This is a genomic window from Pedococcus soli (assembly GCF_054782575.1).
On the sequence record NZ_BAAGSF010000004.1, the window covers coordinates 910,081 to 928,112 of the forward strand.

General features: G+C 73.3%; 21 protein-coding genes. 11 read left to right on the forward strand and 10 right to left on the reverse strand.

Annotated features, from left to right (window positions below; genetic code table 11):
• Window positions 1-10: 10 nt before the first annotated feature.
• The 5 genes from ACYVKF_RS10325 to ACYVKF_RS10345 are packed head-to-tail and all read left to right on the forward strand — an operon-like array spanning window position 11 to window position 4,204.
• Window positions 11-1,075 carry a type III polyketide synthase gene (locus tag ACYVKF_RS10325; RefSeq protein ID WP_056917355.1) on the forward strand — a complete coding sequence of 355 codons (1,065 nt, stop codon included), beginning with the start codon at window positions 11-13 and terminating at the stop codon, window positions 1,073-1,075.
• Between the two features lie 3 nt (window positions 1,076-1,078).
• Window positions 1,079-1,612, forward strand: a complete 534-nt coding sequence (locus tag ACYVKF_RS10330) for an isoprenylcysteine carboxyl methyltransferase family protein (protein WP_460966364.1) — start codon at window positions 1,079-1,081, stop codon at window positions 1,610-1,612.
• Window positions 1,609-2,673 carry an NAD(P)/FAD-dependent oxidoreductase gene (locus tag ACYVKF_RS10335; RefSeq protein ID WP_460966365.1) on the forward strand — a complete coding sequence of 355 codons (1,065 nt, stop codon included), beginning with the start codon at window positions 1,609-1,611 and terminating at the stop codon, window positions 2,671-2,673. Before ACYVKF_RS10330 ends, ACYVKF_RS10335 begins: the two co-directional genes overlap by 4 nt.
• On the forward strand, window positions 2,670-3,308 hold the full coding sequence (gene idi, locus ACYVKF_RS10340) for an isopentenyl-diphosphate Delta-isomerase (protein WP_460966366.1): 639 nt from the start codon (window positions 2,670-2,672) through the stop codon (window positions 3,306-3,308). Before ACYVKF_RS10335 ends, idi begins: the two co-directional genes overlap by 4 nt.
• The gene (locus tag ACYVKF_RS10345; RefSeq protein WP_460966367.1) at window positions 3,305-4,204 is read left to right on the forward strand and encodes an amidohydrolase family protein; all 900 of its coding nucleotides are present in this window, start codon (window positions 3,305-3,307) and stop codon (window positions 4,202-4,204) included. Before idi ends, ACYVKF_RS10345 begins: the two co-directional genes overlap by 4 nt.
• 34 nt (window positions 4,205-4,238) lie before the next feature.
• Here the strand turns inward: ACYVKF_RS10345 and ACYVKF_RS10350 are convergent, their stop codons facing one another.
• Together ACYVKF_RS10350 and ACYVKF_RS10355 are read right to left on the reverse strand one after the other, a co-directional pair.
• Window positions 4,239-5,270, reverse strand: a complete 1,032-nt coding sequence (locus tag ACYVKF_RS10350) for a GNAT family N-acetyltransferase (protein WP_460966368.1) — start codon at window positions 5,268-5,270, stop codon at window positions 4,239-4,241.
• Window positions 5,271-5,331: 61 nt separating this feature from the next.
• Window positions 5,332-6,372 carry a phosphotransferase enzyme family protein gene (locus ACYVKF_RS10355; RefSeq protein WP_460966369.1) on the reverse strand — a complete coding sequence of 347 codons (1,041 nt, stop codon included), beginning with the start codon at window positions 6,370-6,372 and terminating at the stop codon, window positions 5,332-5,334.
• Between the two features lie 65 nt (window positions 6,373-6,437).
• Here ACYVKF_RS10355 and ACYVKF_RS10360 point away from each other — a divergent pair, with 65 nt between their 5' ends.
• A complete protein-coding gene (locus ACYVKF_RS10360) occupies window positions 6,438-6,878 on the forward strand; it encodes an SRPBCC family protein (protein WP_460966370.1) in 441 nt (146 codons plus the stop codon).
• Between the two features lie 44 nt (window positions 6,879-6,922).
• On the opposite strand, the gene ACYVKF_RS10365 is transcribed toward ACYVKF_RS10360, so the two are convergent.
• Window positions 6,923-7,540, reverse strand: coding sequence for an NADPH-dependent F420 reductase (locus tag ACYVKF_RS10365; protein WP_460966371.1), 618 nt, complete (start codon window positions 7,538-7,540; stop codon window positions 6,923-6,925).
• Window positions 7,541-7,662: 122 nt separating this feature from the next.
• Between ACYVKF_RS10365 and ACYVKF_RS10370 the strand changes: the two genes are divergently transcribed.
• Window positions 7,663-8,325, forward strand: coding sequence for a TetR/AcrR family transcriptional regulator (locus ACYVKF_RS10370; protein ID WP_460966372.1), 663 nt, complete (start codon window positions 7,663-7,665; stop codon window positions 8,323-8,325).
• Window positions 8,326-8,398: 73 nt separating this feature from the next.
• Here ACYVKF_RS10370 and ACYVKF_RS10375 read toward each other — a convergent pair whose 3' ends face one another.
• The gene (locus ACYVKF_RS10375) at window positions 8,399-8,869 is read right to left on the reverse strand and encodes a VOC family protein (RefSeq protein ID WP_460966373.1); all 471 of its coding nucleotides are present in this window, start codon (window positions 8,867-8,869) and stop codon (window positions 8,399-8,401) included.
• A gap of 165 nt (window positions 8,870-9,034) precedes the next feature.
• Here ACYVKF_RS10375 and ACYVKF_RS10380 point away from each other — a divergent pair, with 165 nt between their 5' ends.
• Window positions 9,035-10,009, forward strand: coding sequence for a hypothetical protein (locus ACYVKF_RS10380; RefSeq protein ID WP_460966374.1), 975 nt, complete (start codon window positions 9,035-9,037; stop codon window positions 10,007-10,009).
• A gap of 25 nt (window positions 10,010-10,034) precedes the next feature.
• Here the strand turns inward: ACYVKF_RS10380 and ACYVKF_RS10385 are convergent, their stop codons facing one another.
• Window positions 10,035-10,544, reverse strand: a complete 510-nt coding sequence (locus tag ACYVKF_RS10385; protein ID WP_056916185.1) for a DUF427 domain-containing protein — start codon at window positions 10,542-10,544, stop codon at window positions 10,035-10,037.
• Between the two features lie 114 nt (window positions 10,545-10,658).
• Between ACYVKF_RS10385 and ACYVKF_RS10390 the strand changes: the two genes are divergently transcribed.
• The 3 genes from ACYVKF_RS10390 (at window position 10,659) to ACYVKF_RS10400 (ending at window position 12,729) form a co-directional block, all read left to right on the forward strand.
• The gene (locus tag ACYVKF_RS10390) at window positions 10,659-11,039 is read left to right on the forward strand and encodes a UBP-type zinc finger domain-containing protein (RefSeq protein ID WP_460966375.1); all 381 of its coding nucleotides are present in this window, start codon (window positions 10,659-10,661) and stop codon (window positions 11,037-11,039) included.
• A gap of 116 nt (window positions 11,040-11,155) precedes the next feature.
• Entirely contained in the window at window positions 11,156-12,262 is a 1,107-nt protein-coding gene (locus ACYVKF_RS10395) for a lysylphosphatidylglycerol synthase transmembrane domain-containing protein (protein WP_460966376.1), read from the forward strand.
• 107 nt (window positions 12,263-12,369) lie between these two features.
• Window positions 12,370-12,729 carry a TraR/DksA family transcriptional regulator gene (locus ACYVKF_RS10400; RefSeq protein ID WP_056916188.1) on the forward strand — a complete coding sequence of 120 codons (360 nt, stop codon included), beginning with the start codon at window positions 12,370-12,372 and terminating at the stop codon, window positions 12,727-12,729.
• Window positions 12,730-12,732: 3 nt separating this feature from the next.
• Here ACYVKF_RS10400 and ACYVKF_RS10405 read toward each other — a convergent pair whose 3' ends face one another.
• The 5 genes from ACYVKF_RS10405 to ACYVKF_RS10425 all read right to left on the reverse strand — a co-directional run bounded on the left by ACYVKF_RS10405 (window position 12,733) and on the right by ACYVKF_RS10425 (window position 17,929).
• On the reverse strand, window positions 12,733-14,979 hold the full coding sequence (locus tag ACYVKF_RS10405; RefSeq protein ID WP_460966928.1) for a heavy metal translocating P-type ATPase: 2,247 nt from the start codon (window positions 14,977-14,979) through the stop codon (window positions 12,733-12,735).
• Between the two features lie 20 nt (window positions 14,980-14,999).
• On the reverse strand, window positions 15,000-15,911 hold the full coding sequence (locus ACYVKF_RS10410) for a hypothetical protein (RefSeq protein ID WP_460966377.1): 912 nt from the start codon (window positions 15,909-15,911) through the stop codon (window positions 15,000-15,002).
• A complete protein-coding gene (locus ACYVKF_RS10415) occupies window positions 15,908-16,126 on the reverse strand; it encodes a heavy-metal-associated domain-containing protein (RefSeq protein ID WP_056916191.1) in 219 nt (72 codons plus the stop codon). Before ACYVKF_RS10415 ends, ACYVKF_RS10410 begins: the two co-directional genes overlap by 4 nt.
• A gap of 58 nt (window positions 16,127-16,184) precedes the next feature.
• Window positions 16,185-16,484 (reverse strand): metal-sensitive transcriptional regulator, encoded by a 300-nt coding sequence (locus tag ACYVKF_RS10420; RefSeq protein WP_460966378.1) that lies wholly within the window; start codon window positions 16,482-16,484, stop codon window positions 16,185-16,187.
• A gap of 167 nt (window positions 16,485-16,651) precedes the next feature.
• A complete protein-coding gene (locus ACYVKF_RS10425; protein WP_460966379.1) occupies window positions 16,652-17,929 on the reverse strand; it encodes an NAD(P)/FAD-dependent oxidoreductase in 1,278 nt (425 codons plus the stop codon).
• Window positions 17,930-18,032 lie beyond the last annotated feature (103 nt).

Genomic DNA, 18,032 nt, shown 5'->3' on the forward strand with positions numbered 1-18,032 from the left:
GGCTGTGGAGGTGAGCCACCTCCTCTCCGTCCGCGGCACGCTCCCGGAGCACCGCTACCCCCAGAGCGAGGTCACCGAGGTCTTCGCCGAGGTCCTTGCTCCCCACAAGCCGAACCTGCCTCTTCTGCAACGGGTCCACGGCAACGCAGGCGTCGAGTTCCGGCACCTGGCCCTCCCGCTGGAGCGCTACCCCGAGCTCAAGGACTTCGGCGCCTCCAACGACGAGTTCATCCGCGTCGCCGTCGACCTGGGTTCGGAGGCGGTCGAGGAGGCGCTGGCGGCGGCGGGTCTCACCGTGCGGGACGTCGACCTGGTGGTCTCCGCGACCATCACCGGGTTGGCCGTCCCCTCGGTCGAGGCGCGGATCGCCGCGCGCATCGGGCTGCGGGCCGACGTCAAGCGCGTCCCCCTGGTGGGGTTGGGCTGCGTCGCCGGGGCTGCCGGGGTCGCACGGGTCCACGACTACCTGCTGGGCCACCCCGGCGAGGTGGCCGTCCTCGTGTCCACGGAGCTCTGCAGCCTCACCGTCCAGCGCGACGACACCTCCATGGCCAACCTCGTGGCGAGCGGCCTGTTCGGTGACGGGGCCGCGGCCGTGGTGATGGTGGGCGCCGACCACGGGTCCGCGTCTGGACCGCGGGTGCTCGCCACCCGCAGCCGGATGTATGCCGACACCGAGCGCGCCATGGGGTGGGACGTCGGGGCCAGCGGTCTGCGCATCGTCCTGGGTGTCGAGGTGCCCGACCTCGTCAGGGAGAACCTGCGCGAGGACGTCGACGGGTTCCTCGCCGACCAGGGGTTGACCCGTGCGGACATCGGCTGGTGGGTGGCCCACCCGGGTGGGCCCAAGGTGCTCGAGGCGATGCAGGAGGCCCTGGAGGTCGACCGCGACGCGCTCGGGATGACGTGGGACAGCCTGGCCCGCATCGGCAACCTCTCGTCGGCGTCGGTCCTGCACGTGCTCGCCGACACGCTGCGCGACCGTCCGCCCGCGCCCGGCACCCATGGGCTGCTGCTCGCGATGGGCCCCGGGTTCTGCCTCGAGATGGTCCTCCTGCACGCCCCGGGGGCCTGACCGGTGTCCGTCGCCCTCTTCGTCGCACTCGTCCTCGTCGTCAGCCTCGAGCGGCTCGCCGAGCTGGTCGTCTCCAAGCGGAACGCCGCCTGGGCCTTCGCCCGCGGCGGGCGGGAGACCGGGTTCGGCCACTACCCGGTCATGGTGGTGCTGCACTCGGCGCTGCTCGTGGGGGCCGTGGTCGAGGTGCTCGTCGCGGACCGCCCGTTCCACGCCGCCCTGGGCTGGCCGATGCTCGTGGTGGTCGCCGCCTGCCAGGCGTTGCGGTGGTGGTGCATCCGGACCCTCGGCCACCAGTGGAACACCCGCGTCATCGTCGTGCCGGGCGCCGGGCGGGTGACGGGCGGTCCGTACCGCTTCTTCTCCCACCCCAACTACGTCGCCGTCGTCGTCGAGGGAGTCGCGCTGCCGCTGGTCCACACGGCCTGGGTCACGGCAGTCGTGTTCACGATCGCCAACGCAGCGTTGCTGACCGTGCGGTTGCGCGCCGAGGAGCGCGCCCTCGCGGACCTCGACGTGGCGGTGGGCACGCCATGACGGCCGAGGTCGACGTCGCCGTCATCGGGGGCGGCCCCGTGGGGCTCGCGGCAGCCCTCCAGGCGGCTCGTCACGGACGGTCCGTCATGGTGCTGGAGCCCCGTTGCGGACCCATCGACAAGGCCTGCGGCGAGGGGCTGATGCCGGGTGCGGTCGCCGCGCTCGCCTCGCTCGGGGTGGACCCGCAGGGGCTGCCGCTCACGGGGATCCGCTACCTCGCAGGTGGACGCCAGGCCCAGGCCGACTTCCGTGACGGCGCGGGTCGTGGCGTCCGCCGGACGACGCTCCACGCCGCCCTCGACGACGCCGTGCACGAGGCCGGGGTCGAGGTCCGACGGGTGGCCGCTGGCGACCTCGCCCAGGACGGCGACGCGGTCACCGTCGCCACCCGCGAGGGGGGCCGCGCCGCGGAGCCGGTCCGGGCGGCATACGTCCTCGCGGCGGACGGGCTGCACTCACCGGTGCGTCGCGCCCTCGGTCTCGACGCCCCGGCACGTGGACCGGCGAGGTTCGGGCTGCGCCGCCACCACGCCATCGCCCCGTGGTCCGACCACGTCGAGGTGCACTGGGGGCCGACGGCCGAGGCGTACGTCACCCCGGTGGCCCCGGACCTGGTCGGGGTCGCGCTGCTGACCCGCAGCCGAGCAGGGTATGACGCACTCCTCGAGCAGTTCCCCGCCCTCCTGGAACGCCTCGGCGGCGCCACCGGCTACGGCAGCGACCTGCGCGGTGCCGGCCCCCTGCGCCAGCGGTCCCGCCGACGCGTCGCGGGCCGCGTGCTCCTCGTGGGGGACGCGAGCGGCTACGTGGACGCCCTGACGGGAGAAGGGATCTCGTTGGGCATCGCCCAGGCGGCCGAAGCGGTGGCCGCCGTCTGCGCGAGGGACCCGCAGCAGTACGAACGCGGCTGGCGACGAGCGAGCTGGCGCTACACGGTGCTCACGCAGGGACTCGTCCAGGCGACGCGTCCGGCCTGGGTGCGGCGGGCGATCGTCCCTGCCGCCGCGGCGCTGCGGCCGGTCTTCGTCGGGGCCGTGCACGAGCTCGGGAGGGTGCGATGACCACGGGCGCGTCCCGAGGGCGGACGTCGACCACGGACTCGACGGCGGAGGAGCTCGTCGTCCTGCTGGACGACGAGGGCCGGGCCGTCGGGACCGCCCCGAAGGCCACTGTCCACACCGCCGACACGCCCCTGCACCTGGCCTTCTCCGCCTACGTCTTCGGCAGCGACGGGCACCTCCTGCTGACCCGGCGCGCCCTCGACAAGCCCACCTTCCCCGGCATCTGGACGAACTCCGTCTGCGGTCACCCGGCGCCCGGCGAGGACCTCGCCGAAGCGGTGCGCCGTCGCGCGCTCCAGGAGCTCGGTGCCATCGTCACCGGTGTCCGTCTCGTGCTGCCCGGGTTCGGCTACCGCGCGGAGATGGATGGTGTCGTCGAGCACGAGCTCTGCCCCGTGTATGCCGCGTGGCTGGCACCCGGAGAGCGGTTGCGGCTCGATGCGAGCGAGGTGCACGAGGCCACGTGGGTGGGGTGGCACGAGGTCTGCGAGGAGGTGCGGTTCGGCCTGCGCGCCGTGTCGCCGTGGTGTGCTCGGCAGCTGCGCCTGCTCGAGGCGCTGGGCCCCGACCCCCGGCGCTGGTCCGAGGGGGACGCCGCGCTGCTGCCGCCGGCGGCTCGTACGGTGGGCGGGTGACCGAGGCCCCCACCGCGCCCACCCGTGACGAGGACGTCCCTGCCTACTGGCGCGCGCTGGGCCTGCCCGGTCTGGCCGACATCCACGTGCACTTCATGCCGGACGCCATGCTGCGCAAGGTCTGGGACTACTTCGACCACGCCGAGGAGCACTACGGCACGCCGTGGCCGATCACCTACCGCCAGGACGAGCCGGGCCGACTGCAGGCGCTGCGTTCCCTGGGGCTGAAGGGGATCCCGGCCCTCAACTATGCCCACAGGACCGGGATGGCGACGTGGCTCAACGCGTGGGGCACGGAGTTCGCCGAGCGGGTCCCGGACGCCGTCCACAGCGCGACCTTCTTCCCCGAGCCGGGTGCGGCGGACGAGGTGCGGTCTGCCCTGGCGGCCGGTGCGAGGCTGTTCAAGCTGCACGTGCAGGTCGGCCGGTTCAGCCCGCTCGACCCGCTCCTCGACGACGCCTGGGGCGTGCTCGCCGAAGCGGGTGTCCCGATCGTGCTCCACGCCGGGTCGGCCCCCCTGGCAGGGGAGTTCACCGGTCCGGGGGCCGTGGCCGAGCTCCTGCGCAGGCACCCGGACCTCGCGCTGGTCATTGCGCACCTGGGCATGTCGGAGTACCACGCGTTCGCCGACCTCGCCGAGAACCACGACCGGGTCCACCTCGACACGACGATGGTTGGCACAGACTTCACCAACCGCTTCGCCCCGATGCCGGACGACTACCTGCCCCGCCTTGCCGCGCTGGGCGACAAGGTCGTTCTGGGCTCGGACTTTCCCCAGATCCCGTACCCGTACGCGCACCAGATCGAGGCGTTGGACCGCCTCGGGTTCGGGGACGACTGGATGCGCAAGGTGTTGTGGCACAACGGGGCCCGTCTCATGGGGCTGGCTGCCTGACTGCGCGCCTCCCTCCGACCTCGTCGACGGTGGGTCAGTCGGCAAGGGTGACGTCGCGGTGCCAGGACTCCGTGCGGTAGCTCGTCTCCCAGCCCATCGAGACGTAGAGCCCGTCGGCCCCGGTGGGGGAGTCCGCATCCACCTCGAGGTTGACGCGGTTGCGCCCACGTTCGGCAGCATCGCGGATCACGGTGTGCAGCAACGCCTTCGCCACCCCGCGCCCTCGGGACCGACGATGCACCCCGATGTAGTCGATGTAGCTCCCCTGCACGCCACTCGCGTCGGCCGACAGCACCGAGCTGACGATCGCCCCACCGGGCAGGACGACCCCGTCCGTCTCCACCTCCGCGATCCACCAGTGGTCCCAGCGGTGCCCGGGGTCCTCGCGGAGCCGCTGGACGAACTCGGGGAAGCTCTCGCGGTAGGAGTTGAAGTGGTCGGCGAACGACTCCTCGAGCATCTGGTGCACCGTCTGCAGGTCCCCTGCCACGGGCAGGCCGTTCTCGTGGGTGGCGACGCGTCGCACCGTCACCCCCTCCTTCGGCGCGGACAGGACGCCCTCCCCGGCCTCCGCCGCGGCGACGGGCCGCGACATCTGCAGCCAGGTCCGGACCTTCGTGTATGCCGCCGCGGCCAGCCAGCGTGCCTGGTCGTCGTCGCCGACGTGGCGGCCGGAGTCCAGCTGCGTGCCGTCGAGGCCCCGTTGGCCGGCGATGTCGAGGGCCGTCTGCTCCGACCACGCGAACAACGCAGCCGCCACGGCGTGGCGTTCCTCGACCCCTGGGTCCACCGTGAGGTCGACGACGGTGCGGCCGGCAGCCCGGTCGTGCACCCGGACCCAGGCGCGCACCTCGCCCTGCCCGTCGACGACCAGCAGCTGGCGCCGGGTCCACGAGGCGTGGCCGGCGACCTCGAGGGCCACGGTGGTCTCGTCCACCGAGCTGGCCCCCCGTGTCGCCTCGTGGTGGCGGGCGACCAGGCGCACCAGTGCAGGGACGTCGGTGGAGGAGGGCACCCGCGTCGACCAGTCCGGCGGGAGGTCGGTGAGCTGGTCGAGGGGTTTCACCCGCCCATCGTCCCAGAGCGGCAGGGTCGTCCCTCGCGCGGCGACCCCGGCCGCTCCGGAGTCAGCCCAGGGCGAGCGGCAGGAGTCCGCCCGGCCCGAGGGTTCCCCGGGCGTACCGGACGGACTCCTGCCGATCAGGCACGGGATGGGTGCCGACGGCCAGGGCGTGCTCGAGCAGGTCGAGGACGTCGACCAGGCTGCGCACGCAGCGCAGGTAGGTCAACAGGTCACCGTCCAGGTCGCCGGATCCGGTCCCCGTCACGGGTGAGTACCCCTGGAAGAACCACCGCACCTGTTCGTCGGTGATGGGCGCGTGGGAGAAGACGCCGCCCACGACGAACATCAGGTCCGCCTCCCTCGGCGCGAGCACCGCGTCGTCCCAGTCGACCAGGTGGACCTGGCCGCTCCCGTCGACGAGCAGGTTGCCGTGGTGCGGGTCGCCGTGGCAGAGGACGCGGAGGGCGTTGGTCCACGCGGGGGAGGCGGCCAGCTCGGTGGCCCTGTGGGCGACGGCCAGGACCCGCGGACCGTGGGTGTCCCAGAGCTCGACAACCTCGACGACGACCGGGTCGCCGGGACCGTCGAGCGCAGCGCGGCGGACCACTTCGCCGAAGCCCGTGGCCTGCGCCACCACCCGCCGCGGGTCATGGTCCTCGACCGGCACGTCGGCGAGCACCGACCCGGGTCCTGGTGCGCTCGGGGACAGGTGGACGGTGTGCAGCCGGCCGAGGAGCTCGCCGAGGAGCACCCACTCGCGTGGCGCCATACCGGTGTCGAGGACCCGGCGGCCGTGCACCCAGGGCACGAGGCTGAGCCTCGATCCGTCGTCGTGCGCGACCGAGACCAGGGTGCCGTCCCGGGTGGGCACCGGGCTCGGGACGCCGGGCACGCCGCGACCCGCGAGGAGGGCCGCGACCGCGAGCCCGGGCTGGGGGCCGCGACTGGTCTTCGCCGCGTACTCGCTGCCGTCGGTGGCCACCACGCGCACGAGGTCGGCGCCGGTGTCGCCGCCCAGACCGACGGGCACCAGCCGGTCCACGTCCACGCCGAACTCGCGGCGGATCCGCTCGGCCAGGTGGGTCGACCGGGGCGCTGCGTCCATCTTCGCCACCGTAGCGGCGGGGCTTCGACAGGGCACCGGGGTTTCATCCGGGTTAGCGTCGAACCATGGTCGATGTCATCCGCACGTTCTCCGTCCCCCGTTCCCCCCAGGAGGTCGTGGCCTACCTCAGCGACTTCTCCAACGCCGTCGCCTGGGACCCCGGGACGGTGCGGTGCGAGCGGGTCGGCAGCGGGCCGGTGCAGGTCGGGTCGACGTGGAAGAACACCTCGAAGGTCCTGGGCCGCGAGACCGAGCTCGACTACGTGCTGACCACCCTCGAGCCCGACCACGTGGTCCTCAAGGGGACGAACAAGACGGCAACCTCCACCGACGACATCACCGTCGAGCCCGACGGGTCAGGCTCCAAGGTCACCTACCACGCCCACATCGTCTTCAACGGCATCGCCAAGCTGGCCGAGCCCTTGATGCAGCGGGTGTTCGAGAAGCTCGGCGACGAGACGGTCGAGGGCATCACCCGCGAGCTCGGCGCCGGCCGCGCCGCCTAGGACTCCCTCTGCGGGGAGGTCGAGGCGGCGCGTCCGCGAGGAGCTCAGGGCGTGCCGGCCCCGAGGGCGATGTCGAAGCCGCCACCGTTGCGGGCAACTCCCACCAGCATGAGGCCGGCCCACTCGAGGGCGTGCGCCATGTCGAGCTCCCCTGCATCGCGGGGTCGCAGGCCCAGGCTCTCGACGAAGGCGGCGACGGCGCTCCTGGCCTCGGTGCCGTCCCCGGCGAACAGCAGGTCCACCGGCTCGTCGGCGGCCAGGACCCCGCCGAAGATGGTGTTGAAGGCCTTGACCACGTGCGCGCCCTCGGGGGCGACGGCGGACATCTGCTCGGACACCGAGTGGCCGGCCGTGGTCGCCAGCCCGCTCGCGTCGGCGTTGAAGGGGTTCGTGATGTCGACGAGGACCTTGCCGGCCAGCGCCTCGCCGTAGTGCCGGACCACGTCCACCGCCCCGGCGAAGAGGACGGCGATGACGACGATGTCACCGGCCGGTCGTGCGCCATACGAGCCGACGGTGGCCCCGTGGCCGATCTGCTCTGCGAGGGCCTGTGCCCTGGCGCTGTCGCGGGCCATGATCTCGACGGTGTGTCCGTGCCTCGCCGCGCGCGTGCCGATCGCGGCGGCCATGTTGCCCGAGCCGATGATGCTGATGCTGGTCATGTCGTGGTGCTCCTTGGTGGGTCCGGATCCGTGGTCCGTCGGAGCGCCAAGCTGAGGCACCCCTCCGGTTATGGGCTACAACCGGAGGGGTGCCTCAGGTTATTCCGGGGTACGTTGGCCACGTGAGCTCCACCGACGTCGACCAGGCGCGTCCGGCCCGACGTCGCGACGCCCAGGAGAGTCACGACCGCCTCATCGCCGCCGCCCGTCGCGAGTTCGCCGAGCGTGGCGTGGACGCCTCCCTGGAACAGATCGCCCGGGACGCCGGCGTCGCCATCGGCACGCTGTACCGCCACTTCCCCACGCGGCTGGACCTGCTCATGGCGGCGCTCGAGCCCCGGCTCCGGGAGTTCCTCGACGGTGCCACCGCGGCCCTGGAGATCGACGACCCCTGGGACGGGTTCGCCTACTACCTGGAGAACCTGTTCCGGGTGCAGGCCGGTGACCGGGGGTTCAACGACTTCCTCTCGCGCCGCTTCCCCGGCAACGCCGAGACCGAGCGGATCCACGACGAGATGTGCCAGCACATCGAGGACGTGCTCAGCCGCGCCCAGGACGCGGGTGAGGCGCGCCCCGACATCACGCAGGCCGACATCGTCAACCTGATCTGGTCGAACGGCCGGATGATCGATGCCACGCGGACGACCGCTCCGCAGGCGTGGCGACGACACCTCCACCTCATGCTCGACGCCTACCGCGCCGATCGCGCCCACCCCCTGCCCGAACCGCCGATGACGGACGCGCAGCTCTACGACGCCATGGTCCACCTGAGCACGGCCGACTAGCGCCGTCCGCGGTCCGCGGTCCGCCGTCCGCGGTCCGCTGGCGGCGTGGGTCGCGGGGGTGCGTGCGTCGGCGTCAGCTGTTGCCGGCCGCCTCGAGCGCGGCGATGTCCAACCGCTTCATCGTCATCATCGCGCCGAACACCTTGCCGGCGCGCTCGGGGTCACCGCTGGCGATCTCGTCCCAGTTCTCCGGGACCACCTGCCACGACAACCCGAACCTGTCCTTGAGCCAGCCGCACATGCTCTCCTCGCCACCGTCGGCGAGCAACGCCTCCCAGTAGCGGTCGAGCTCCTGCTGGTCCTTGACCTCGATGGTGATCGAGATGGCCTCGCTGAACGTGAACTCGGGGCCGCCGTTGAGGGCGAGGTAGGGGACGCCGTCGAGCTCGAAGGCGACGGTGAGCACCTGTCCCTCGCGCTCGCCGGAGCCGGCCGGGTAGCGGGCGATGGTGCCGATCCGCGAGTTCGGGAAGACCGAGGTGTAGAACTCGGCGGCGGCTTCGGCGTCGGTGTCGAACCACAGGCACGGGTACTGGCGAGGCATGGCTGGCTCCTGGTGTCCCGGCAGGCCCGGTGCCCGCCCTCGACCATTGGACCGGCGAGGGCGGCGGAAGTCATCGGTCCGCCGCGGGCGATCCGCCTCGACGTCGTGCCCGCCGGCGTCGTCGTGCCCGGCCCGCGTCCGGAGGTATGGCGTAGCGTCACCGTCGTGCCCGACTCGCACTCCTCCGACGACCTCACCGAGGACGCCTCCGCGCACCTCGCGGCGGCCTTGCGCTCGGTCTACGCCGCCAGCCCCACCGATTTCATGGCCGTGCGGAAAGAGCTCACCGCCGCGGCCAGGGCCGACGGGGACACCGTGGGTGCCAAGGCGATCGGCGCGCTGCGCAAGCCGAGCATGGCTGCGTGGGCGGTCAACCTGCTCGCTCGGGAGGACCCCGACCTCGTCGAGGAGCTCGTCGACCTCGGGGTCCGCATGAGGGGGGCGCAGGCCCGCCTCGACACCGCGACCCTGACCTCCCTGCGACCCGAGCGCGACCGTGTCGTCACCGGCTTCGTCGCGGCGGCGGCCGCCCTCGTGTCGGACGCCGGACGGACCTTGTCGGCAGCCGCCCAGGACGACGTCCGTGGCACGGTCATCGCCGCCCTCGCGGACGAGGAGGCCTCCGCTGCCGTGACGTCGGGGCAGCTCACGAGGGCGTTGTCCTACAGCGGGTTCGGCGAGGTCGACCTGTCCGAGGCGGTCGTGCGCACCTCCTCCGGATCGATCTTGTCGGTGGTGCGCAACGCCCCCGGCGCCGGTGCCACCGCCGGGCGTGGAACCGGCGCGGACGGCGAGGACACCACCGCCGCCGGGGACACCGCGGCGAGCGGCGAGGCCGACGACGAGACCGAGGACGGTGCCGGCGCTGCCGAGTCGTTGGCGCGGGCCGAGGCAGAGCTGGAGGCGGCCGGTGCGGCCCACGCCGCGGCCGAGGACGCGGTGGCACGTGCCCGCGAGCACGCCGACGACACGAGGGACCGCATCGCCGTCGTCGAACGCCAGCTGGCCAAGGCGCGAGAGGCCGACGAGCGCGCGCTCGAGGCCGTGACTGACGCGGTGCGGGCCCGCAAGGCGGCCGAGGCGGCGCGCCATACGGCTCAGGAGGCGGTCGACCGGCTCCGGGCGAGGATCGACGGCTGAGGCAGCACCCGCGCTGGTCGGGTGGTCACCAGCCCCAGCTGCCCGGCCGTCCCTTGAACGGACCGACGACACGGTCGGTGATCCAACCGCCGTAGAAGCCCCCCTCCTGGGGGCGGACGACCTCGTCGTCGACGACGCAGCGGTCGACCGCCCCGGGCATGACGGCCACCGCCCCCGCGAGCACCTCGAACCCCCGGGTCGGGGTCGGGTAGAACCACCCCGCGCGGGGCGCGACCCGGCCACCGCCGAGGAGGTCCAGGTAGGACGCCATGCCCTTCCACTCGCAGTACGACGACCCCTCGGCCGGACGCAGGGCGCCGTCGACGAAGGCCTCGCGCGGCAGGTAGTACGTCGGTGGATGGCTCGTCTCCAGGACCCGCCACGACCGCGTCGCGAGCGCGATGCGCTCGCCACCGACCCACACCTCGACCGACTCAGAGGACGGCTCGACGCGCGGCGGACGGGGGTAGGCCCAGACGGACTCCTGGCCGGGGCCGACCGGATCGGGCTCGGGGTGGCCGCTGAACGGGGACATGCCCTCAACGGTAGGTCGTCGGCGACCCCACCACCCTGCCGAGTGCGGCGGGCCGCAGTAGCGTGACGGACGGGCCGTGACCGCGACCCACCCGGCCCGGCCAGGAGGTCTTCGATGGCACCCACCCCCGACGAGACGTCCCCCGACGGTTCCGCGCCCGACGGGATCGATCCCGCTGCCACCCCGAGCGGCACCGGCTGTGTCGAGTGCCTGGCCGCCGGCGGTTGGTGGGTGCACCTGCGTCGGTGTGCCGGGTGCGGCCACATCGGGTGCTGCGACAGCTCACCGAGCCAGCACGCGAGCCACCACTTCGAGGCCACCGGCCACCCGGTGATCCGGTCGTTCGAACCGGGCGAGGACTGGTTCTGGGACTTCCGCTCCGAGGCAGGGTTCACCGGCCCGCAGCTCGCGGACCCCCAGCACCACCCGCTCGAGCAGCCCGTGCCCGGACCGGCCGGCGCCGTCCCCCCCGACTGGATGGACCACGTGCACTAGCCCGGCCGGGCCGGTCGTCGACTCGGGGTCGACCCTGAGTGGGCTGGTCACAGTGGGGGTCGATCTGGGTACGAGCCCCGATGCGGCGCCACCCCCCGGACCGCCAGAGTCCAGCCATGGCCCTCCACCTCGGACTGCTCCCGCCGCCGGCGACGACCGCCCCCGTGCGGCGTGCGACCCCGCGGGACCAGACCGCCCGCCGCGCGCCGGGGGGCGGTCGCGGCGGGGGGAGGGCCGCCAAGCTGCTCCTCTCCGGTGCGCTCGCGACCGGGATCCTCGCGCTGGCGCTCCCCAGGGTGGCCGGTGCCGAGTGGGCAGACATCGCCCACGCGCTCGCGTCGCTGTCCCTGGCCCACCTGCTGCTCCTCACCGTGGTCTGGCTGGTCGGCCTCTGGGTGCACACGCCCGCCCTCACGGCGGCCATGCCGGGCCTCTCGCACCGCCGGGCCCTGCTGCTCAACCTCACCGGCAGCTTCGTCTCCAACCTCCTGCCCCTGGGCGGGGCCGCCGGCACCGTCGCCAACTGGCGGATGGCCCGCTCGTGGGGGTTCGCCTCCCCGGTGTTCGCCCGCTGGGCCCTGGTCACCAATCTCTTCGACACGGCCCTCAAGCTCGCGCTCCCCGGCGTCGCCCTCCTCTGGCTCGCTGCCGCGGGCGTGGAGACCGGCGGGGCGGTGGGCACGGCGGCCTACGTGGGCCTCGGGATGCTCACCGCCGTCGTCGTCGCCCTCTGGCTGCTGGCGCGGGACGACCGTGCCGTGACGTTCCTCGGGCGGCTGGCCGACCGGGTGAGCGCCCGGGTCCGGTTCCTCACCCCTCCGACCGAGGGGTATGCCGTCCGGGCCGCCGCCTTCCGCCGTGACAGTGCCGCACTCGTCGCCTCGGGGTGGTGGCGGATGGCGCTGGGCAAGGTCGCTTATGCGGTGCTGCAGGCCGGGTTGCTGTGGCTGTCCCTGCGGGTGCTCGGCGCGGCGGTGAGCCCGGCCGTGGTGCTGGCGGCGTTCGCGGTCGAGCGGATCCTGTCGATGGTCGTCATCACTCCCGGCGCCACCGGGGTGGTCGAGATCGGGATGACCGGGGTGCTCGTGACGCTCGGGGTCGACCCGACGATGTCCGCCGCGGGCGTGCTTCTCTACCGGGCGTTCACGTTCGGCATGGAGATCCCCGTGGGCGGGCTGTCGATGCTGGCCTGGTCGCTGCGTCGCCGGTCCGCCCTCGCCTGACCGGCCGCCGCGCCCAGCCCACGACGGTGCACCCTGCCCACGCCGTTCCACGGGCAGGGTGCACCGTCGTGGGCAGGGCTGTCGGACGGGGTTCCTAGGCTGGGGCGATGACCTCCGACGCTCGCGCCGCGACGACGCGCATGCTGCTCGCCGCCGACCGGGAGTCGACGCTCGCCCGGCTCGGCGACCTCGAGGCCGACGTCGCCCTCATCGTCGAGGCCTCGGAGGGGTCGAACGCCGACGACGAGCACGACCCCGAGGGGGCGACCATCGCGTTCGAACGGGCCCAGACCAGTGCCCTCGCCGCGTCCGCGGTGGCGCACCTGCGCGAGATCGCCGCGGCCGAGGCCCGCCTCGACGACGGGACGTACGGCATCTGCGAGCGGTGCGGCGACGCCATACCGCAGGCCCGGCTCGAGGCGCGCCCGACGGCCCGCACCTGCGTCGCCCACGCCACCACGCGGTGACGGTCAGCGAAAGGTGCGCAGGCGCAGGCTGTTCGTGACGACGAAGACCGACGACAGCGCCATCGCCCCACCCGCGAACATCGGGCTGAGCAGTCCGGCAGCCGCCAACGGGATCGCGGCGACGTTGTAGGCGAACGCCCAGAAGAGGTTGCCGCGGATCGTCGACAACGTCCGCCGGGCCAGGCGGATCGCGTCGGCGGCGACCCGCAGGTCTCCCCGCACGAGGGTGAGGTCGCTCGCCTCGATCGCCACGTCGGTACCGGTACCCATCGCCAGCCCGAGGTCGGCCTGGGCCAGGGCAGCCGCGTCGTTGACGCCGTCGCCGACCATGGCCACGACGCGACCCTGGTCCTGCAAACCCCTGACGACCTCGACCTTGTCCTGGGGCAGGACCTCGGCGTGCACGTCGTCGATGCCGACCAGCTCGGCGACGTGCCGGGCCGCGCCCTCGTTGTCGCCGGTGAGCAGGACCGGGGTGAGCCCGAGCCGGCGCAGCTCGGCCACCGCTTCGACCGAACCCTCCTTGACGGTGTCGGCGACCGTGACCACTCCCCGGGCCCGGCCGTCCCAGGCGACGACGACCGCCGTCGCCCCCCGGGCGTGGGCCGCGGCCAGGGCGGCGGTGAGCTCGGTGGGCACCGCCACCGACCAGTCGGCCAGCAGCCGCGGACGTCCCACGAGGACCACCCGGCCCTCGACCTGGCCCCGGACCCCGAGCCCCTGCTCGTTGGCGAAGTCCTCGACGCCGGGCAACGCCCCGCCCGTCGCGTCGAGAACCTGCCGGGCCGCGGCGGCCACGGGTCGTGCCACCGGGTGCTCGGAGGCGTCCTCGAGCGCGCCGGCCAGGCGCAGCACCTCGGCTGCGTCCTCGCCGGTCGCGGGGACGACCTCGTCGAGCGTCATGCGCCCGGTGGTCACGGTGCCCGTCTTGTCGAGCACGACCGTGTCGACGCGACGGGTGGACTCCAGCACCTCGGGTCCCTTGATGAGGATGCCGAGCTGGGCGCCGCGGCCCGTGCCGACCATGAGGGCGGTCGGCGTCGCCAGCCCGAGGGCGCACGGGCAGGCGATGATGAGGACGGCGACCGCGGCCGTGAAGGCAGTGCTCCACCCCGCCCCGGTCCCCACCCAGAACCCCAGGGTCGCGACGGCCAGCACGATGACGACCGGGACGAACACCCCGGACACCCGGTCGGCGAGCCGCTGCACCTGGGCCTTGCCGTTCTGGGCGTCCTCGACGAGACGAGCCATCTGGGCCAGCTGGGTGTCGGCACCGACGCGGGTCGCCCGGACGACGAGCCGTCCGCCGGCGTTGACGGTGGCGCCCACCACGCGGCTGCCCGGCCCGACCTCCACGGGTACGGACTCGCCGGTGACCATCGACGCGTCGACGGCGGAGGTGCCCTCCTCGACCTCGCCGTCGGTGGCGACCTTCTCGCCGGGGCGCACGACGAACCGCGTCCCGACGACGAGCTCCGACACCGGGACCCGCACCTCGGTGGCCGCCTGGCCCTGACCGCGGAGCACCGAGACATCCTTGGCGCCCATCTCCAGCAGCGCCCGCAGGGCAGCGCCGGAGCGACGCTTGGCGCGCGCCTCCGCATACCGTCCGGCGAGGAGGAACGCGGTCACACCCGCCGCCGCCTCGAGGTAGATGTTGCCCGCGCCGTCGGTGCGTTCGATGGCGAAGCTGAACGGGTGCGTCATGCCCGGCTCGCCCGCGGTCCCGAGGAACAACGCGTACAGCGACCACCCGAACGCGGCGATCGTCCCGACCGAGACGAGGGTGTCCATCGTGGTCGCGCCGTGACGCAGGTTGGTCCAGGCCGCGCGGTGGAAGGGGAGCCCGCCCCACACGACGACGGGGGCAGCGAGCACGAGGGAGGCCCACTGCCAGTAGCGGAACTGCCACGCCGGCACCATCGCCAGCGCGACGACCGGCACCGCCAGGAGCACCGACACGAGCAGGCGTTGCCTCAGCGCTGCAGTCGGATCGACGTCGCGGGGTGGCGGGTCGCCCGCCTCGGCCCCGACCGTCGGCTCCGGGGGGAGCTCGGCGGTGTAGCCGGTCTTCTCGACGGTGGCGACGAGGTCGGCCGCGGTGACGGTGTCGGGGAAGGTGACCCTGGCCTTCTCGGTGCTGTAGTTGACGGTGGCCGTGACGCCGTCGATCTTGTTGAGCTTCTTCTCGATCCGCGTCGCGCAGGAGGCGCACGTCATACCGCCGATGACGAGGTCGACGGCGCTCATGGGGGCGTTGGTCGTGTCGGTCACGGTGTCGCTCCTGCGGCGTCGAGGGTGAAGGCGGCGGTGTGCACGGCGCCAGCGACCTTGAAGTCAAGGAACGTCCGGTAGCGGCCCGGCCCGGGTGCCTCGACCTGGAAGCCGAGCGCGGCAGCGCCACCGGCCACCGGGGTGGGGTCGGTGGACGCGTGGGCGTGCGCGTAGGCGAGGTCGCCCTCGCGCAGCACCACGAGGTGCCCACCGGCACCCAGGTACGGCTCGAGCGCGAGCGTCCCACCGGCGGTCCGCGCGATCGTGAAGGCCACCGGCTGGCTCCTGCCCGGGGAGAGGTTGCCCACGGTCCGCAGCGTGAAGTCGCCCACCGAGGTCGTCGGGGCCGGCTCGGGGAGGGCCACCGGTGCGTAGCGACCGGGGACGGCGAGGTCGGTGCCCAGCACGAGGCCGGGGGTGACGCCCGCGGGGTCGAAGTCGGCGAGCAGGCGCCACTGTCCCGGCCGGCTCAGGTCGACGGTGACCGACCAGGTGCCGTCGGCGGCCATCGTCGGGTGCACGTGCTGGAACCCGGACAGGTCGCGGCGCACGACGATGAGGTGGAGCTGCTTCTCGTGCGCGGTGGTGAAGTGGGTGACCGGCTGCCCATCGGGGCCGAGGATCCGGAAGGTCACCCGGGCGTTCGTGGTGGGCGCGACGGTCGTGGCATCCGGGACGAGGCGGTACCCCCGGTCGGTGGCGCTCAACCCGACCGGCGTCACCGCGGTCGTCGACGAGCCGTGTTCGCTGCCATGGTCGTCGGTCCCGTGGTCGCCCGCCATGTCGGCGTGGGCCGCCGGCGCGGTGGCGGTGTCGAACGGGCCGACGAGGCGACCGGTGCCCAGTGCCGCCGCGAACACGATCGCGAGTCCCGCGCCGAACGCGCCGACCCGGGTCGCGGTGTTCACTGCGCCAGGCTGTAGTCGCCCGCCTCGTCGAGGGCGGACGTCACCTCAGCCGGGGTGAGCTCGCGGTCGGCCGCGACCGTCACTGCGGACGTCCCGCCGGCGACGAGGGCGACCTGCACGTCGTTGACCCCGTCGAGGGCCTTGAGCTCCTCGGTGACGGCGCTGGCGCAGTGGCCGCAGGTCATGCCGACGACGTCGAAGGTCTGGGTGCTCATGGGGTTCTCCTCGGGATCGGGATGGGGTGGGGATGGGCGGCGCGGGGCCGCGCTGGGGTCAGGAGCGGACGAGGCGCGCGATGGCGTCGGACGCCTCGCGCACCTTCTCCTGCGCCTGCGGCCCGCCCTTCCTGGCGGCGTCGACGACGCAGTGCGACAGGTGCTCCTCGAGCAGCTCGAGCGAGAACGACTGCAGCGCCTTCGTGGCCGCCGACACCTGGGTGAGGATGTCGATGCAGTACTGGTCCTCCTCGACCATGCGCTGGAGCCCTCGGACCTGTCCCTCGATGCGGCGCAACCGCTTGAGGTGGTTCGCCTTCTCGGAGTGGTAGCCCGGGTGACCGTCGCTCATGCTCATGCCCCACACCATACCCCCCTATGGTATTTCTGCAACGGGCCGCATGCTCCCACGGGCTCGGCCCGACACGACGAAACGCCGGTTGCGGGGCAACCCGCGGGACGACAACCCGAGGTGTGCCGCGCAACCGGCGTTTCGCGGAAGCGTGGGTGGTGCGTGGCTGGGACTCAGCGCATGGGGTCGAACGGGCGGAGCTGGTCGACCTGCTTGCCGGTGACCATGGCCTGGGCGAGCAGGCGGCCCGTGACCGGGCCCAGGGTGATGCCCCACATGCCGTGGCCGCCGGCGGCGAAGACGCGCGGCGACTTGGTGGCGCCGATGAGCGGCAGGCCGTCGACGGTGCAGGGGCGCGAGCCGACCCACTCGTCCTGGCGGTCGTCGAGGTTGGCGCCGCGCAGCAGCGGGCGGGCAGCGTCGGCGATGGCCTGGATGCGGCGCTGGTCGAGGGCGGCCTCGGGCTTGCGGAACTCCATCATCCCCGCGACGCGCAGGCGGTCGCCGATGGGCGTGCAGGCGACGCGCTGGGCCGGGAAGTAGACCGGGCCGTTGGGAACGTGGTCGATCTCGACGGAGAAGGAGTACCCGCGGCCGGCCTGGACGACGTTCTTGACGCCGAACTTGCGGGCGAGCTTGCCGAGCCACGCGCCGGTCGCCAGGACCACTGCGTCGAACTCCTCGACCGAGCCCTCGGCCGTCGTCACGACGACGCCGTTGCCCGTGTCGCGGATGTCGGCGACCGTGGCGGCGTCCATGATCTTGCCGCCGCGGGCCCGCACCGAGTCGGCGAGCGCGTGGACGTAGGAACCGGGGTCGACGAAGCGCTGGCCCTTGAGCAGGATGGCCGCGCCGATCTCGTCGGAGAGGCTCGGCTCGATGGCACGGGCCTGGTCGCCGGTGAGCGCCTCGAACTCGATGGCCTGACCCGCTGCGTGGATGTGCTCGATCTCCTCGAGCAGGGTCACCCGCTCGGCCTCGGTGCGGTACGACGCGAGGAAGGACTTCGCCTCGCGGGTGTCGGCCTGCACGCCGCCGGCCTTGAGCAGGTCGAAGCTCTCCAGCGACAGGTCGTTGACAGGCACGAGCGAGCCCATGGCCTTCTTCCAGGCCTTCATCGTCGAGTTCTTCGTGAAGCCGGTGACGAACTTGAGGAACTTGGGGTCGGCGCTCGGCGGCACGTAGACCGGCGAGGACGGCGACAGGACGGCGCGGATGCCGTACTTGAGGACCGCGGGCTCGGGCAGCGGCGTCGCGATGCCCGGCGTCAGCCAGCCGGCGTTGCCCCACGACGACCCGGCGGCAACACCCTTGCGGTCGAGGACGGTCACCTCCACGCCGTGCTCCTGGAGGAACCAGGCGGTGGACAGGCCCACCATGCCCGCGCCGACGACGGCGACGCGCTGGGGGACGGGGAGACCGGCTGCGGTGACGGGGCGAGAGGAGGCCATGCATCGATGCTCGTGCCGGCGGGGTGCCCTCGCACTGGGTGAGCGGCACAGATCCTTGGGCCGATCTTGTGCTGCGGGCACAACGGCATGGGACAGTGGAGGC

Coding starts and splice junctions, on each gene's coding strand:
- ACYVKF_RS10335 (WP_460966365.1), top strand. CDS start 1,609: ATGACGGCCGAGGTCGACGTCGCCGTCATCGGGGGCGGCCCCGTGGGG.
- idi (WP_460966366.1), top strand. CDS start 2,670: ATGACCACGGGCGCGTCCCGAGGGCGGACGTCGACCACGGACTCGACG.
- ACYVKF_RS10355 (WP_460966369.1), bottom strand. CDS start 6,372: ATGGACGCAGCGCCCCGGTCGACCCACCTGGCCGAGCGGATCCGCCGC.
- ACYVKF_RS10360 (WP_460966370.1), top strand. CDS start 6,438: ATGGTCGATGTCATCCGCACGTTCTCCGTCCCCCGTTCCCCCCAGGAG.
- ACYVKF_RS10365 (WP_460966371.1), bottom strand. CDS start 7,540: ATGACCAGCATCAGCATCATCGGCTCGGGCAACATGGCCGCCGCGATC.
- ACYVKF_RS10375 (WP_460966373.1), bottom strand. CDS start 8,869: ATGCCTCGCCAGTACCCGTGCCTGTGGTTCGACACCGACGCCGAAGCC.
- ACYVKF_RS10385 (WP_056916185.1), bottom strand. CDS start 10,544: ATGTCCCCGTTCAGCGGCCACCCCGAGCCCGATCCGGTCGGCCCCGGC.
- ACYVKF_RS10390 (WP_460966375.1), top strand. CDS start 10,659: ATGGCACCCACCCCCGACGAGACGTCCCCCGACGGTTCCGCGCCCGAC.
- ACYVKF_RS10395 (WP_460966376.1), top strand. CDS start 11,156: ATGGCCCTCCACCTCGGACTGCTCCCGCCGCCGGCGACGACCGCCCCC.
- ACYVKF_RS10400 (WP_056916188.1), top strand. CDS start 12,370: ATGACCTCCGACGCTCGCGCCGCGACGACGCGCATGCTGCTCGCCGCC.
- ACYVKF_RS10405 (WP_460966928.1), bottom strand. CDS start 14,979: ATGAGCGCCGTCGACCTCGTCATCGGCGGTATGACGTGCGCCTCCTGC.
- ACYVKF_RS10415 (WP_056916191.1), bottom strand. CDS start 16,126: ATGAGCACCCAGACCTTCGACGTCGTCGGCATGACCTGCGGCCACTGC.
- ACYVKF_RS10420 (WP_460966378.1), bottom strand. CDS start 16,484: ATGAGCATGAGCGACGGTCACCCGGGCTACCACTCCGAGAAGGCGAAC.
- ACYVKF_RS10425 (WP_460966379.1), bottom strand. CDS start 17,929: ATGGCCTCCTCTCGCCCCGTCACCGCAGCCGGTCTCCCCGTCCCCCAG.